General features: G+C 35.8%; 12 protein-coding genes. 5 read left to right on the plus strand and 7 right to left on the minus strand.

Annotated elements, in window-relative coordinates; all coding sequences use genetic code 11:
* Positions 1 to 18: 18 nt before the first annotated feature.
* From EJN90_RS01865 to EJN90_RS01875, 3 genes are read right to left on the minus strand one after another with little or no spacing between them, the layout of a single operon-like run.
* On the minus strand, positions 19 to 1,179 hold the full coding sequence (locus EJN90_RS01865; protein ID WP_126108609.1) for a glycoside hydrolase family 88 protein: 1,161 nt from the start codon (positions 1,177 to 1,179) through the stop codon (positions 19 to 21).
* Positions 1,180 to 1,193: 14 nt separating this feature from the next.
* Positions 1,194 to 2,897 (minus strand): heparinase II/III family protein, encoded by a 1,704-nt coding sequence (locus EJN90_RS01870; protein WP_164543970.1) that lies wholly within the window; start codon positions 2,895 to 2,897, stop codon positions 1,194 to 1,196.
* A gap of 2 nt (positions 2,898 to 2,899) precedes the next feature.
* Positions 2,900 to 4,720: a DUF2264 domain-containing protein gene (locus tag EJN90_RS01875; protein WP_126108611.1), complete on the minus strand. Its 1,821-nt coding sequence runs from the start codon at positions 4,718 to 4,720 to the stop codon at positions 2,900 to 2,902.
* Between the two features lie 210 nt (positions 4,721 to 4,930).
* Between EJN90_RS01875 and EJN90_RS01880 the strand changes: the two genes are divergently transcribed.
* The 4 genes from EJN90_RS01880 to EJN90_RS01895 all read left to right on the plus strand — a co-directional run bounded on the left by EJN90_RS01880 (position 4,931) and on the right by EJN90_RS01895 (position 7,439).
* Positions 4,931 to 5,950, plus strand: a complete 1,020-nt coding sequence (locus EJN90_RS01880; protein ID WP_126108612.1) for a LacI family DNA-binding transcriptional regulator — start codon at positions 4,931 to 4,933, stop codon at positions 5,948 to 5,950.
* 200 nt (positions 5,951 to 6,150) lie between these two features.
* Positions 6,151 to 6,723, plus strand: a complete 573-nt coding sequence (locus EJN90_RS01885; RefSeq protein WP_126108613.1) for a hypothetical protein — start codon at positions 6,151 to 6,153, stop codon at positions 6,721 to 6,723.
* 13 nt (positions 6,724 to 6,736) lie between these two features.
* The gene (locus EJN90_RS01890) at positions 6,737 to 7,225 is read left to right on the plus strand and encodes a DUF2975 domain-containing protein (RefSeq protein ID WP_227872550.1); all 489 of its coding nucleotides are present in this window, start codon (positions 6,737 to 6,739) and stop codon (positions 7,223 to 7,225) included.
* Between the two features lie 10 nt (positions 7,226 to 7,235).
* Positions 7,236 to 7,439, plus strand: a complete 204-nt coding sequence (locus EJN90_RS01895; protein WP_126108614.1) for a helix-turn-helix domain-containing protein — start codon at positions 7,236 to 7,238, stop codon at positions 7,437 to 7,439.
* Between the two features lie 56 nt (positions 7,440 to 7,495).
* Here EJN90_RS01895 and EJN90_RS01900 read toward each other — a convergent pair whose 3' ends face one another.
* The 4 genes from EJN90_RS01900 to EJN90_RS01915 form a co-directional block, all read right to left on the minus strand.
* Entirely contained in the window at positions 7,496 to 8,305 is an 810-nt protein-coding gene (locus EJN90_RS01900; protein ID WP_126108615.1) for a tryptophan-rich sensory protein, read from the minus strand.
* Between the two features lie 186 nt (positions 8,306 to 8,491).
* Positions 8,492 to 11,137, minus strand: coding sequence for a glycoside hydrolase family 127 protein (locus EJN90_RS01905; protein WP_126108616.1), 2,646 nt, complete (start codon positions 11,135 to 11,137; stop codon positions 8,492 to 8,494).
* Positions 11,138 to 11,442: 305 nt separating this feature from the next.
* Positions 11,443 to 12,942, minus strand: a complete 1,500-nt coding sequence (arfA, locus tag EJN90_RS01910; protein ID WP_126108617.1) for an arabinosylfuranosidase ArfA — start codon at positions 12,940 to 12,942, stop codon at positions 11,443 to 11,445.
* 14 nt (positions 12,943 to 12,956) lie between these two features.
* Entirely contained in the window at positions 12,957 to 13,901 is a 945-nt protein-coding gene (locus EJN90_RS01915; RefSeq protein ID WP_126108618.1) for a glycoside hydrolase family 43 protein, read from the minus strand.
* 160 nt (positions 13,902 to 14,061) lie between these two features.
* Here EJN90_RS01915 and EJN90_RS01920 point away from each other — a divergent pair, with 160 nt between their 5' ends.
* Positions 14,062 to 14,844, plus strand: a complete 783-nt coding sequence (locus EJN90_RS01920) for a helix-turn-helix domain-containing protein (protein ID WP_126108619.1) — start codon at positions 14,062 to 14,064, stop codon at positions 14,842 to 14,844.
* Positions 14,845 to 14,922 lie beyond the last annotated feature (78 nt).

The raw sequence follows: 14,922 nt of genomic DNA on the forward strand, positions 1-14,922 counted from the left end.
TATTTTTTTTATTTTTTATTACCAATATTGATACCAGCTTTTTGCTAAGCGTACTAAACTTTCAAAGTAATAGTAATCTCCCCAAATCATACTTTCATCTACGCCTTTATTACTATTTTTATCATATACCCCATGCTTTAACAGCCCGTTCGCATTTGGTGACTCCTTAGTAGTGTATAAGCTGCTAAGCGATTGAACAATTGCCACTGCTTTTTCCTCGTAGTACTTTCTCTTTGGATGCGAAAGAGGCAATTGTTTTGCTAATTCTAACAATCCACATGCCGCAATAGCAGCCGCTGAACTATCTCTTTCCTGATCACTACCATCACCAAATACTAAATCCCAATAGACAACCTCATCTTCTGGCAAGCGGGAAAGAAAATAATCGGCAATTTTCTCAGCTGTTTCCAAGAACGAATAGTCCCCTGTATGAAGATAACTTAATGTAAAACCATAGATTCCCCAAGCCTGTCCTCTTGCCCAACAGGAATCATGAGCGAAACCTTGAGCCGTTTCCCCTCTTACTGCTTCTCCTGTCTGGCGATCGAAGAAATATGTGTGATAGGTAGTAAAATTATCACGTACAATATATTTCTGGGTTTGTTTTGCATGTCGTGTTGCAGCTATTCTGTACCGATCATCTCCTGTCATTTCCGACGCAAAGTAAAGCAATGATAAGTTCATTAAGCAATCAATAATCATTCTACCGTTCTCATGAATATCATCTAAATTGCCCCAAGCTTGAATAATTCCCGCCTTTTCACTGTAGCGAGTCATCAAACGATCTGCTGCATCAATTGCCATTTGCTTAGAAGTTTCATTCCCATTCACTTTATAATCAGCCACTGCTGAAAGTGAGTATAAAAATCCAATGTCATGTGTTTCCAATTCAACGTTCTTATCCAAACGTTCTCGGAAGCTTTTCACTTGTGTATCAATAACTGCATCAAACTCTGTACTTTCTGTTATCTCTTTTGCAAGAAATAGCATGCCTACCCAAAAGCTAGAAGTCCAGTAATCATTCGGCTTTGCTTCATATACATAATTCTTAGAAGCTGCCCATGGGACTTTGTCATAAAATGTTGGAATATTTTCTCGGATTTTTGATAATACAAAATCAATTTCATCCGCTAATACAAATTCCACTTCCTCCTTCAAACTTGATAAATCTTTAGCCATATCGTCATCCACCTTTAATTTTCTTTTACTTGTAATTTATACTTTCTTTTGTAATTATTTGTTAGCTTTTTTGCAGATAAAACTAACCGATAAACTTCTCGAATATCCCCTTGATGCGTTCGATACTCTTCTCGAATGGTCCGAGCTTCATCTAACTTATCTGAAAAAAACAAATCTACTTGACACTTCTCTCCCTTCCAACTAATCTTATTTTCTTGAATAAGTGGTTGATAATGGCTGATGAAATTTTGCAATACTTTATTATTCATATTTCGATTAAAATGAATCTCGTCCTGCAAAAAAAGCATCTTTTCATCCTTTACCCACTGCCATTTTCGATGATAATCAGTAATCTGTGATTCTTTTCCATAAACGCCTTCTAAGTTCATTGAAAATCGAAAACCATCTGCTGATTCTGTAAACTCAACCTTTTCAGCTTGGTGATCCCCTGCGATTTGTTCGCAGCCGTTAATAATAGGAACAGAATGACCTAATGAACGATTATTTAAGATACTGTACCTTGTCTCTTCCAAAAAGTATCCTCTTGTATATTCCCCTGCACCCAAGTCCGTTAAAAGCAATTCTTCTTGACTTCCAAAGATAAAATGTCCTACATCATTATGGTTATGACTCTCGTTATTGCTGCCTCCTTTGGCAGCAAAGACTACTTTTTCTTCTTTGAAATTTGCTACAAGCCATTCTGCATCAGAAAAATAATGAACTCCTTCAGCTTGTTCGTTTTCTACTGTACCTGTCCAAAGGAGATTCCGAGACAAGTGGGCCCATCGGTAACAATGATCAAAGTGAAGTGAAGTTGCTTGGTCTAGAAAAGGAACAGGAACTTGAAAATAGCGATGACAAAAACTGATTAGTCCGCTAGGCAACTCCGGATTTTCTGCGTCAGAAAAAGGAACAAATGAACGGTTTCCGATTTGAGTATAAAAAGGAAAAGCTGCTATTTTCTTTAATAATGGTTCTGATAAAAATTGATCACTTTGATAGTTCTGCTGGTATTTTTCAGCAAAGTAGCAGTAGTAACCAAATCCATATATCCAGTAACCAATCCCTTCTTCACAAACCCCGTCATTTTCAAAACTCCTAAAATAGCTGTCAAAAGAGATAGATAATCGTTTGATTATTTTTTCTTGTCTTTCTTGCTGACTCTTCAACATCGACAAAGCTGTCATTCCAATACAACTCGCTATCACTGCACTCCAATTATTTTCCAAGTGTTCCCATTCCCACTCTTTTCGTTCAAAGGGTTTTAAAACGCGTCTTTCAATTTCACTTTCCACTCTGCTCTTTACTATTTGAGAAAATGAATTCCCATGGATCTCAACCAATTCTGATAACGTTTGAGCTGTCTCAGCCGAAAAAAGGTCAACCATATAGGGACTATCTCGATCATAAGCTGCTTCACCGCCATAATCTAAATGGGCCGGCAATGCCCAAGTATACTCATTACAAACTTCCCACATAATCTTTTCCAGCATTCTAATATTTGAAAGATTGTTATCATCAAGTAATAGCGCCAAACCAAGCGTGACGAGTTGTCTTCTTCTTTCAAAGTACTGCCGTTCAAATTGCAAACGATTACCATTTTCTATATAGGCTTGGTAACCTTCCACCGTAATGGGAGCAACTTGATTTTTTTCAATAATTTCTTCCGTATCTTTTTTTATTTCTTCTATTAGATTCATTGTGTTAATATTCTTCATCATCATTCACTCTTATCCAAAAGAAATGTTTTGTCCATCCCTTGATAACGAAGCTCTAACGAATCCCCATTCAGTTCTATTTGTGGGATTTCAGTAGAACCATCCAAGACAGTTCCGCCTACTAAACTAATAAGTCGATGATTGCCTACTTCTAATTCAACCTCTAAACTAGGATAGGTATTCCGGTTAAAGTAAAGATTTGTGTTTGGTTCCGGCGTTTGAATTACCGCCTTTGAATAACCTTCTATCGAAAACATACTGGATGTTCCAACTCGAGATTGATATTGAACGCCACTGACAGACTCAGTAATTCGATCATTATCCTCAATCGGCACGGAAAAACCACCTTCAACAGCATGTAGTTTTCTTTCGTTTTGAATATCGTGAATCCGAATGTGCCAATCCACAATAGGAATAATGGTTGTTTTAATACGAACATTTTTCCAAGGATGCCAAACACTTACTACATAGTCATCATGGATTTCATATTCATCGGTAATCAATTTGCTTCGATAATAAGTATCTTCTTCTGACAAGGCTAAACAATTGTCAAAGCCACCTTGTTTATAATAAATCGAGCCTTTTGACACGCTTACCCCAAAAGTTGTGGAATAGACGAACTTACTATATTTCGCATCTATATGAGCTTGCTTTTGTTCCAATTGTCCCGCTACATACGCTTGCAACTGGTCCTCACTCTGAGAAATCAACATTCTTGCTTCTGGAATAGCCTTTTGTTTTTCTTTAAAATTGATCGGCAAACTTTCCGACTCCCAAAACGGATGTTTATCAGGTACAGCTAATAATAAAAATGATTTCAATGACCAGTATGGTGAACCCGGAGCATTATATCCTTCTGCCATCACTAGGTTTGGATAATGGTAACCGATGGTAAGAATTCCATCTCGGCTAAAAATATCTTTTTTCATCCACTGTTGCATATTCCGACTGATAATACCTTTTATTTCGCCCCACGGTAAAGCTTCAACATCCGCAAATACCAAAGCTGTCCAAAAAGCACATTGGGAGAAACGATAAGATAAACTTCTTCCAAAAGGAACTGCCTCTCCCTTTTCATCAAACCAATATTTAAATGTTTGTGCGAAGGTAATCGCTCGTTCTTTCATAACCGATGATCGTAAAGGATCGTCTTTTTTCATAAACTTATAATAAATCAAACTATAATAATGAATAGCAAACGAAATATAATAGTCCATCTGTGAAGGATTTTCATCGTAGTACCAACCGTTACCGATGTAGCAACCGTCGATAATGTCTAAATCCTTGCTTACGCGTTCTTCGTCCCATTCTCTTCCACAGTTCTTCATGGCAATATTTACTAAAACCCTGAAAAACAGCCAGTTGCTCAAAGGAATTTCGTGGTGATTAATTTGAATTAACCAATTAAATAAATGATCTTGCTCTTCCTGGCTGAATCGATCCCACGTTTTTTCTTTTGCTAATAATAGCGTATTGGCCAGAGAAGCCATTTCTACTAGACGCTGGTCATAATCATGCGTTTGTCCCCAATATTCTGGACTTGACGGATTTGTTCCAGCCTTAATTCCTTCTAAATACTCATACTCCAGTTCATCATGCCCGTCCTCGACTAAATAAGGACCTAGAGCCCATAACGGCCGCAAAAATGCTTCTATCTGACGAACATCTTCAGAATAAACTGATCCGCTTCCTCCCAGATTTAAACGGCCTTTTCTACTTTTTTGATACAGTGGTAAAATAGGATTCATAATTTCTAAAAATGCTTTTTTAAAATCTCCCTTTTTCTCAAAAGGAATATCAGGTAATATTGATAAAGAAGACATAATTAACCACCTTGCTTTTTTTAGTGAAATAATTATTTTTTTACTAGCTCAAATCTAGATAAAAGCTTTATCTGTATTTGAAGCCGCTTTCTTTAGAGTTATTTTATAACATATTTAAAGGAATTGCAACACTTTCAGTAAAATAATTTGATTTTTACTAGTTTTTTCACTAAAATAGATGCAGAAGGATACGAAAGAGGAAGTGCTAGAATGGCCACTATTAAAGATATCGCAAAAAAAACAAACTTATCAATTACTACTGTTTCACGTGTTTTAAATTATGATCCAACATTATCTGTTACACATGCAACAAAACAGAAAGTATTCGAAACAGCAGAAAAGTTGAACTATACAAAACATATTAATAAAAAACAAAAACGAGATGAACATTTGACAAATATCGCTATTATTCAATGGTTGGATTTAAAAGAAGAAATAGAAGATATTTATTATATGTCTATTCGAATAGGAGTAGAAAGAAGAGCAGCAGAATTGGGTTTTAATTTGCTAAAAATGACAACTGAGGAAAATGGCTTACCAGATGATATCGAAGGAATCTTAGCAATCGGAAAATTTGATCAAAATGCTGTAGACGAAATAGCTAAACTAAATAAAAATGTTGTTTTTATCGGAACCAACTATCCTTTAAATGGCTTCGATACAATTAACGGCGATTTTTCTCAAGCTTCAGAAATTGCCCTCTCCTATCTTATTAAACAAGGACATAAGAAAATAGGTTTCATTGGCGCCGAAGATGAAAAAAACTTGCATGGTTACCGTGCGTATAAGTCTCCTTCTATCTATACTTTTATTGATTATTTAAGCTCACGTGATTTATTCGACGAGTCTCTATTCTTTTTTGAAAATACTTCAGAACCCAATATTCAAGTTGGTTACAAGTTGATGAAAAAAGCTCTTGATACTTTACAAAACAATTTACCTAGCGCGTTTTTTGTAGTAAATGACGCGATGGCTTTGGGTTGTTTAAATGCGCTTCGCGAGAATAATATAACTGTACCAGACGATATCAGTCTGATTAGTATCAATGATTTATCAGTTTCTCAATTTTTAACACCTGCTTTAACGACCGTTAAAGTTTTCACGGAAGAAATGGGAGAAGTTGGCATTAATACACTTAAAGAAAGAATTGAAGCAGACAATTCGATTGAAAAAAGAATTATCCTAGGTACAAAGCTGATAGAAAGAGACACAGTAAAAAAAATTAATTAGAAACTATTAGAAATGGCGTGACAGAAATTCAAGAAATCGTACTCAATAGTTATAAACAGTATTCCTTTGCAGAAATGCTGTTTTTTTACGTCTATTTTTATATAAAACAATAACTTTTTATTGTAAATCGATAAATTAGGTGGTACTATTTAATCAGTTTAAAAATAGTATTTTGAAAATAAATGAACTAGAGGTATCTTATGGACGACGCTCAAGTATTTTTGTTACTTACTGATACAGGAAGTTTGCTAACACAAACCATTAAATTATTCACAAAAAAGAAGTACAATCATTGTTCATTAGCTCTTGATTCGGACTTAGAGAATACCTATAGCTTTGGCAGAAAAAAAATTAATAATCCATTTATTGGAGGTTTTGTTAAAGAGGATACTTTGTCTCCTTTCTTTCTTCACTCACATTGTGCCATTTATTCTTTGACCGTCTCGCAAAAAGAAAAAAGAGAATTGGAAATTTTTATTGAATCTATGGAAAGAGATGAACATCTTTTTCACTATAATTTTTTAGGCCTGATTACTGCTTTCCTTGAAATAGAATGGAGTCGATCAAATTATTATTTTTGTTCCCAATTTGTTGCTACAATAATGAAAAATGCTGGGATTTTCTATCCCAAAAAAGCTCTTTCTTTGGTTACTCCAACTGATATTTTAAGCGGCTTACCTTTTGAATTGATTTACGAAGGACGATTGATTGATTATCATCAAAGCTTTTGTTCTCACTCAAGCTGGGAACTCACCCCATCTATATTAGATTAACGAGGTGTTATGTATGTTAATAAAGAAAAGCTCTACTCTCTTCTTAAAAACAGTCATTTTTCTCATGGGTTTCGTTGTTATCACCTTAGGTTTGATTGGCTTACCTTTTGTAGGGGAATTTATAACAAAGCAAAATCATATATGGGGATATGCCCATGTACCCTTATTTTTAGGCATGTATATCTCTATGATCCCTTTCTTTTTCGCTCTTTATCAAACCTTTAAATTATTAAGCTACATCGATAAAAATCATGCCTTTTCCAAATTGTCTGTTCAGACATTGAATAAAATTAAATACTCAGCGTTTATTTTCAGCGTGTTATATCTACTAATGATGCCTTTTTTCTATCTTATCGGGGAAACAGATGATGCCCCCGGAGTTATTCTAATCGGATTAATCCTGATTTTCGCTTCCTTGGTCCTCGGTGTTTTTGCAGCTGTTTTAGAAAGATTACTACAAGATGCTTTAGAAATAAAAACCGAGAATGATCTAACAGTTTAGGAGGGATCGAATGGCAATTATAATAAATATTGATGTTATGCTCGCAAAAAGAAAAATGAGCGTAACGGAACTTTCCGAAAAAGTTGGAATCACAATGGCTAATCTCTCCATATTAAAAAACGGTAAAGCAAAAGCAATCCGCTTGGCAACTTTAGATGCTATTTGTAAAGCTCTAGAATGCCAACCCGGTGATATACTTGAATACAGAAATTAAAAAAAAGACTAAAAAGTTGTTTGAGCAACTTTTTAGTCTTTTTCTATTTCTGAATTTCATTTGAATCGTTCGAACCGTCTCTTATAAATAAGAAAAAGGGCAGCTACTATTGTTAAGGCAATACTTATATATAAGGTTACGATAACATTGCCATATTGTCCGTTCCAACCGCTAGAAGCTTGGTGCTTTATCAAAATCCCTATATATCCCCAGAGAATGACCGCTCCATATGCAAGATCTTTATTTCGAAACATGGTAATCATTCCGATTGCAACTCCTACAAGCAAAATCATTACCGTCCAGATGTCTTCAGAAAGTCCAAATCCATTCCAATTCCACGATACCAACATAGTAGTAATATTAGCGATTGTCGCAATCGTTATCCAGCCAAAATAAATACTAAAAGGAAGTTTCAAGAAAATCCAATCTCTTACAGTCAATTCTTTCGAAGTTAATTTTCTTGAGACCACGATTAAACTCACTAAAATAATCAGCATAAAAACAGTTGAAAGACCTATCAAGTCATAATGCCAAGTAAATAACCATACTGCATTGGCAATGGAAGAAATGATAAATGGGATCCTTACAAACTGAAGGAGTTCTTCCATTAATCTAATACTCTCTTCTCTCTTTTGAAACAGCCCCCACTGATAAAGGACAAAACCTAGTAACAATAAGTAAATGACACCCCAAATGGAAAAAGTGAGACCAGTTGGCGCAAAAAGATTTTTATAGGTGTCGGAAACTTCTCCCGTTTGAATTCCATTGATGGGTAGTATGTTTGCCAAAGCATTTACAGCTATCATCGCAAGATAAGAAATTGTAACTGTAATTTTCATCCATAAAGATTTTCTACTTGTATCCATAAACTTTCCTCCTGTTCTACTTTGTTAGGAAAACGTTGTCTCCTACACAAATTATAAAGTTATACCAATCTAAACGCCAATAAAGCTACTTTTTTAAAAAGATAGTCCCGTGAAACTTCTATTAGCATTTTTAATGCATAGTAACTTTATACAAAAATAAGACATCAGAAAAAATAGAGGCTGTGTTTATTTTACTAGTAAGAAATACTCCTTCTTCGAGATATGGTTTGATGCGTAAACAGTTAGCTTGTACCTTTTCGTTTTATCCAGCTTACGGCTTTGTGTGTCATCGATCAAAGTGTCATTTAAATAAACTAATCCGTTTTCATCGGCTGTTTCAAATTTTACTTCAGCATAATCTCGATCTGTTGTAATTATATATTCCCCTTCAGGATCACTTGTTTGCTGATATGCTCCATTCAGCACTTCAATATTTTTTAATTCAGCTTGAGAACTAAAATCAATATCTTTTAAAAACTTGATGCCAAATAAACGCGGACTCTCTTCTTGTCCTTTGAAAGTCAACTTAATAAATCTTTTTTTAAAGTCAGCTTTGTCTAAGTCAATGCGTTTTGTAATAAAGCCTTCTTCCGCAAAGGTGTCGACTGTGATCGTATATTGTTTCTGTTCGTTAATCTGTAATAACAATTGTTTGCCAACATCTTCTGAATGGAATTTCAAATCTAAATAAATGTTTTCTTTTTCTGGCGTGATTTTAAATTCATAGCTAAACCAACCTTCTTTTTCAGCTTGGCGGTACCGTTGCCCAGAAAAATTACCCACATGGCTTCTTTCATACTGCAGTTTTTTCGCGTACTCGCTGTTATTCTCATCAAAGTTATGTAGTTCTTCATAGACTAATGACTGCTGGCGCAATAATTCTTTTTTCTCCTTGATTGTGTCTTGTGCTTCTTGAGAATCTTTCTCTAGTAGTTTGAAGTAAATCCCGTAACGTTCATCATGCATTTCGTAATATGGGGTAAGGATAATCTCTTCTTCGATTTCCTTTACTTTGAAAGCTAGTAGTTTATTTGGAAGTGTTTGCAATTCAAGATGATCGATAAAGTCTTCTCGCCAATCCGGATTGTTGATTGTCAAAGTATCTGCTAATAATCGATTTTTAGTTCCAACACGTACCAAAATACCATTTGGATTATCTTCTTCAATACCTTCCGATCCTAGCCCGCCCGCCAAAACGTACGGCCCATGGGTGAAGGCCACATAGTTCGGATTATCTGGTGCCGATACCAGCTTTGGTGTCGCTTGTAAGTATAAATCTATTCTCATATTTTCACTCAGCGGCATGGATAAGTAAGCAAAACCACTTTCTATCTTTGTATCTATCAACTGGCCATCGATTTTAATCTCTGCTGTTTGTACCCAGCTTGGGATTCGCAACGCAAGTTGTAAAGGATGAGTCGTGATTCCCGGTTGCAAGGCTTGTACACGAAGCGTCGTATGAGTATGTGCACGATCTGTTTCCTGGTCAATTACTAAATTATTTTTTGTTAGTTTCAATCTATTTGAGAAATAAAGGTTCACGAAAATTCGCTCTTCTTTCTCAAAATAATAGGTGTCTGCTAACTTCGAAAAACTTTCAATTCCGGTTCCTGTACAACACCAAAACTCATCATAAGGGCGGTTGTATACTTTATTATATCCTGCTCCCATTGGCTGAAAGTACATCATCATACCTGTTTCAGGATGTTGTGAAGCCAGAATCGCATTGATATATGTTTTTTCATAGTAATCTAAGTATTTTTCTTCACCCGTCAACAAGTACAAATTACGAGTCAGCTTCAGCATATTATGCGTATTACAAGTCTCACAAGTACAATCCCCATTACGGATTTCAGCATCATGGTATAGCTCATTTGCCTCATGGAAATGCTCGCTCTGGCTATTTCCTCCTGTGCAATATGTATGTCCGCTGATCGTAATGTCCCAAAAATTTTCTGCTGCTTCTAAATAAAGAGGTAAACGTTCCTTTTCTTCATCTGATAGATATTCTGGCTGATTCTTTAAGACTGTATACCGTTTCAAAGCGCCAATAAATTTGGGAATCATCGTATTTGCATGCTTGCCTGCCAACACATCATTTCCTGCAACCAGCTGTTCAAACAGATCATCCTCATCAAAATAAGTTGCTGCTATCATGTGCTCTTTTTTATGAGTGATTTCGAATAAATCATACAACGCATCATTCATTCCGCCATATTCAATTTGTAACATGCGATTCTTATCAGCTAATTGAATCATACGCTTATAAATATAGTCACCAAATTCATCCGCGATTTTCAAAGCTTTCTGACTTGTCCCTGAATCAGTTTCTAACAAAGCTTTGTGAATGTCTAAAAGTCCAGCTAAAATTTTGTGCAAATTATACCATGGTACTAACACATTTTCTTTTTCACTAGCTGGAATTTCTTTGCCTTCTACTTCATCTAGAGCAGCTTCTCGGAAAGCAGAAATATAACCCCTGCTTTCTGGATATTCCTCTCCATAATAAGTCTGTGCTGCATCCAAGCCAGCAACTGCATTTTGCATTTGTTTTAATAATTTTTCTTTTTGATTTTGTTTTTTTTCTGCGTGATATGCTAGTGCACATGCGGATAAAAAGTGTCCAAAAAAGTGCCCGCGAAAATTAATGGCATCGCTGCGTTCCCAGCCATCATAACCCTTCTCAGTCAAAGGTTTTAAACCCGCTACTTTGTAAACTTCGAATAAGAAACGGTTTGCATCTAATTTTAACAAATATTCCACTACATTATTTTGTGCACGCTTTACATAAGGATCGGTAATTTTAATCAAACTTGTATCAATAGGTTTCAAATGAATTCTCTCCTAGAATTAAAATATTGTCCTTTTAGATGAGTAAAAAGAACATGAATCACTGATTCGAGTTTTTTCTTATGATATTCCTTTCCTAATTTTTATTCAGTGGTAAACTTTCATGCTCCCACTGGATGAGAATAGAGACTAATTTCGTCTAGTGAAAACAATATGACTATTCAGTAGATGAAATGAGAGATAGACTTAAACTACTAGGCATCAATATTATAGGAAAATAACTTATACTAGCTACAAAAAAGACTGGATTTTTGCTTAGAATAACAAAATCCAGTCTCTTCTTAAAGTTATCCTTTTTTCAGTGTAATAACATTGAAGCTTTGGTTTGGTAAAACTGCATTTAAACGTCCGCTATCTAATTTTGCATTGCCATTGTTGCGTGGAACAACATTATTGGGTTGATCTTCCGTATTTTCTGCTTTTAAGTCTGTGTGAGTCAAAACAATATGCTGGTCTACACGATAACCTTCAAATTGACGCAAATCCGCAGATAAATCAATTTCTTCTGTTAGACATTTATTCATGGCAAATACAGTTACAGTTTCTTTTTCTTCATTCATTACTACAACTGAATCAATATAAGGTGTGTCCCCATGCTGACTTTCATAAAATGGTACGTCGATTTCTGTATGAAGCACGGTACCTCTTCCCAAATTACTAATCAATTCAAATGGATAGTAAATAGTTTGCTTCCAAGCACCTGTATCTGATGTCATGATTGGCGCAATAACGTTGACTAGCTGAGCTAGACAAGCCACTTTCACACGATCTGCATGGCGTAGCATGGTAATCATCATTCCAGCTACAAGCAAAGCATCTTCAAAATTATAAACATCTTCTAATTGATGTGGATGTTGCGTCCATCGTTCAATTTGTTTATCTTGTTCATTTGAATGGTACCAAACATTCCATTCATCAAAGGAAAGCTGGATATCTTTCTTACCACGTTTTTTCGCTTTGACAGAATCACAAATCGAAATTACTTGGGTAATAAATTGATCCATTGCCACTGTATTGGCTAAAAATTCCTCTGAATTATCGGCATGATTGTTGTAGTATTGATGCAATGACAAATAATCTACTTGATCGTAGCATTCCATCAACACAGTGTCTTCCCATGTACCAAAAGTTGGCATTGTTAAAGAAGAACTCCCACAAGCGACCGTTTCAATCGTTGGATCTAGCATCTTCATGGCACGGCCAGCTTCCGCTGCTATACGACCATATTCATAAGCAGTTTTGTGCCCTTCTTGCCAAGGACCATCCATCTCATTGCCCAAGCACCATAATTTGATATCATGTGGCGCTTCCCAACCATGTTCGCGTCTTAAATCGCTGTAATAGCTCCCACCTTTGATATTGCAATATTCTAAAATGTTTTTTGCATCTTCAATACCTCTCGTGCCAAGATTCACCGCCATCATACATTCTGTCTCAGCTTTCTTACTCCAGTCCATAAATTCATTTAAACCGAATTGATTGGTTTCTACAACTGACCAAGCCAAATCAATCTTTTTCGGACGATTTGCTTTCGGTCCTACGCTATCTTCCCAGCGGTAACCGGAAACAAAATTCCCACCAGGATAACGAACGATGGGCACATTTAACTGCTGTACTAATTTCAGCACATCTTTTCTCATCCCTTGTTCATCTGCAAAAGGACTTTCTGGTTGATAGATGCCTTCATAAACGGCGCGACCAAGGTGTTCAATGAAAGAACCATAAAGGCGATCATCGACTTCTCCAACTTTAAAATACTTACTTACATGTAAAGCAGCTTTTTTCATAATTATTCTTCCTCCTAAAATTCAGAAATTGGTTTTTTATAGTTTTTCAATCGTCCATATTCTTCTTCTGTGATGCTCAAAATAGTTCCATGCTTGTAGCCATACGGAAAAGAGAATTTTTCATCACTTCGCACAAAATTTCCATTGACCAAAGCATCGGCTACAAAAGGTATATATCCTTGTTTTTCCGTAGTCGTTCCGTAAAAATCTAAAAATAAACACCAACTACCATCAGCGGTTTTCACTGCAGTTGGCGCTTCATAAACGCCTGCTTCCAAATCTGCCATGCTCTTATCAAAATTCACTACTCTTTCATAGGGACCAGTTACTTGTTCTGAACGCAATAAAATGATTTTTTCAGGATGCGCCTCGCTTTTTACAAACAAGTAATATTGCCCGTCTTCTTCATAAATGGCTGAATCAATTACACCGCTATCTGGTTTTTGATACAAAATTTCCGGCATCGAAAAATCTTTAAAATCTTTCGTACGAGAGTAGTAGATTGCTTTCTGCCCATAATTATTCCGAGCATGTGCAGAAGACCAATGGACAACATAATCTTGATTCTGGCGATCATAAATAATATCCGGTGCCCAGAGACAGCCAAAATTTTCATCTCCTAATTGAATCGTCTCTTGCTTCTCCCAGTTAATCAAATCCTTCGAGCGCCATAACATGAGTGATTTACTGCCCTCTCTTCCAATCTTTTCCCAAGAGTCCTGGTACTGATTTAACATGCCGTAGGATAAACTCAAGTCTGTGGACATAATGACGAAATCATTGGCTTCAGTTCGGATAATTGTATGGTCGCGAACTCCTTTATCACCAAAATAACTCCAAAGAATAGGATTGCCTTCATTGACTAACTCCCATTCAAATCCCTCGCGGCTGATACCAAAATAAACCTGTTCTCCATCAGGAGTTTTCTTTTCTTTAAAATGGACAAATAGGTAAGCCATTTTGTTCCCACCTTTTCATTTGTTATCGCTATCATAACTGAATTGTACTTAGAAAAGAATACTATTTCTTCCGAAGTTCTTGACATTTCTTCCGGTAACTTTATACTCAAGAAAAGTACCGAACAAAAATAACGGGCTTTCAAAAAATGGGAGGTTTACTATGTTTGAGTTAGATTACTGCGAATATGCTTGCCATAATCGCAATCAAGAGCGTATTTATCGTCCAAATGGCTTAGGTATGTATTTATTTTTGAGATTTTACACTCCCATGCGATTTGTTCTTAATGATGAAATAGTCTTTTCTCAACCCGGCGCATGTCTCCTTTTTACGCCAGAATACCCTCAAGACTATGAAGCACTGCAAGAGTTTCAAAATAGCTATGTTCATTTTAAAACTGTTGAAAATTTAGAGAAGTACGATTTGCCACAAAATCAGATATTTTATCCGCATCATTTAGAAGAAGTTGATGAACTATTTAGTAAAATCCAAGCGGAATTTATTTCCTCATCTAAGTTCAAAGTCAATATGCTGGATACTTTATTGCAACAACTTTTAATCGAAACCACTCGTCAATTAGAATTTCAAGAATCTTCAGATGAACTCAGTGCCTTACAACTTTCTTTCCGGAAACTACGTCTTACTTTATTAACGGAATGTGAAAAGGATTGGAAAATTAGCGAGTTATGTCAGCAAGTACATTTGGAGAAAAGTCAGTTTTATAATTATTATGAGAGCTTTTTTTCTATTTCACCTAAGGCTGATTTACTGAAAGCCCGGATCAATAAAGCCAAGCATTTACTATCCAACCAAGCAGCTATTATCCAAGAGGTAGCGCTCGCCTGCGGTTTTTCCAGTGCTAGTCATTTCTCTCGCCAGTTTAAAAGAAGCACTGGAATCTCCCCAAAAGAATATCAAAAAAGAGAATTGTCTCGAAATAAATAAAAAACTTTATGTTTTTAGTATTAGTAGAATGCTTCCGTCATCTTCTTTCGTTAGGCCACAACTTGGCAGCTAGACATA

This window comes from Jeotgalibaca ciconiae (assembly GCF_003955755.1).
Lineage (GTDB): Bacteria > Bacillota > Bacilli > Lactobacillales > Aerococcaceae > Jeotgalibaca > Jeotgalibaca ciconiae.

What these genes read in the sequence shown, in the direction of transcription:
- EJN90_RS01865 (WP_126108609.1), bottom strand. Translation starts at nt 1,179, where the DNA reads ATGGCTAAAGATTTATCAAGTTTGAAGGAGGAAGTGGAATTTGTATTA.
- EJN90_RS01870 (WP_164543970.1), bottom strand. Translation starts at nt 2,897, where the DNA reads ATGAAGAATATTAACACAATGAATCTAATAGAAGAAATAAAAAAAGAT.
- EJN90_RS01875 (WP_126108611.1), bottom strand. Translation starts at nt 4,720, where the DNA reads ATGTCTTCTTTATCAATATTACCTGATATTCCTTTTGAGAAAAAGGGA.
- EJN90_RS01880 (WP_126108612.1), top strand. Translation starts at nt 4,931, where the DNA reads ATGGCCACTATTAAAGATATCGCAAAAAAAACAAACTTATCAATTACT.
- EJN90_RS01885 (WP_126108613.1), top strand. Translation starts at nt 6,151, where the DNA reads ATGGACGACGCTCAAGTATTTTTGTTACTTACTGATACAGGAAGTTTG.
- EJN90_RS01890 (WP_227872550.1), top strand. Translation starts at nt 6,737, where the DNA reads ATGTTAATAAAGAAAAGCTCTACTCTCTTCTTAAAAACAGTCATTTTT.
- EJN90_RS01895 (WP_126108614.1), top strand. Translation starts at nt 7,236, where the DNA reads ATGGCAATTATAATAAATATTGATGTTATGCTCGCAAAAAGAAAAATG.
- EJN90_RS01900 (WP_126108615.1), bottom strand. Translation starts at nt 8,305, where the DNA reads ATGGATACAAGTAGAAAATCTTTATGGATGAAAATTACAGTTACAATT.
- arfA (WP_126108617.1), bottom strand. Translation starts at nt 12,942, where the DNA reads ATGAAAAAAGCTGCTTTACATGTAAGTAAGTATTTTAAAGTTGGAGAA.
- EJN90_RS01915 (WP_126108618.1), bottom strand. Translation starts at nt 13,901, where the DNA reads ATGGCTTACCTATTTGTCCATTTTAAAGAAAAGAAAACTCCTGATGGA.
- EJN90_RS01920 (WP_126108619.1), top strand. Translation starts at nt 14,062, where the DNA reads ATGTTTGAGTTAGATTACTGCGAATATGCTTGCCATAATCGCAATCAA.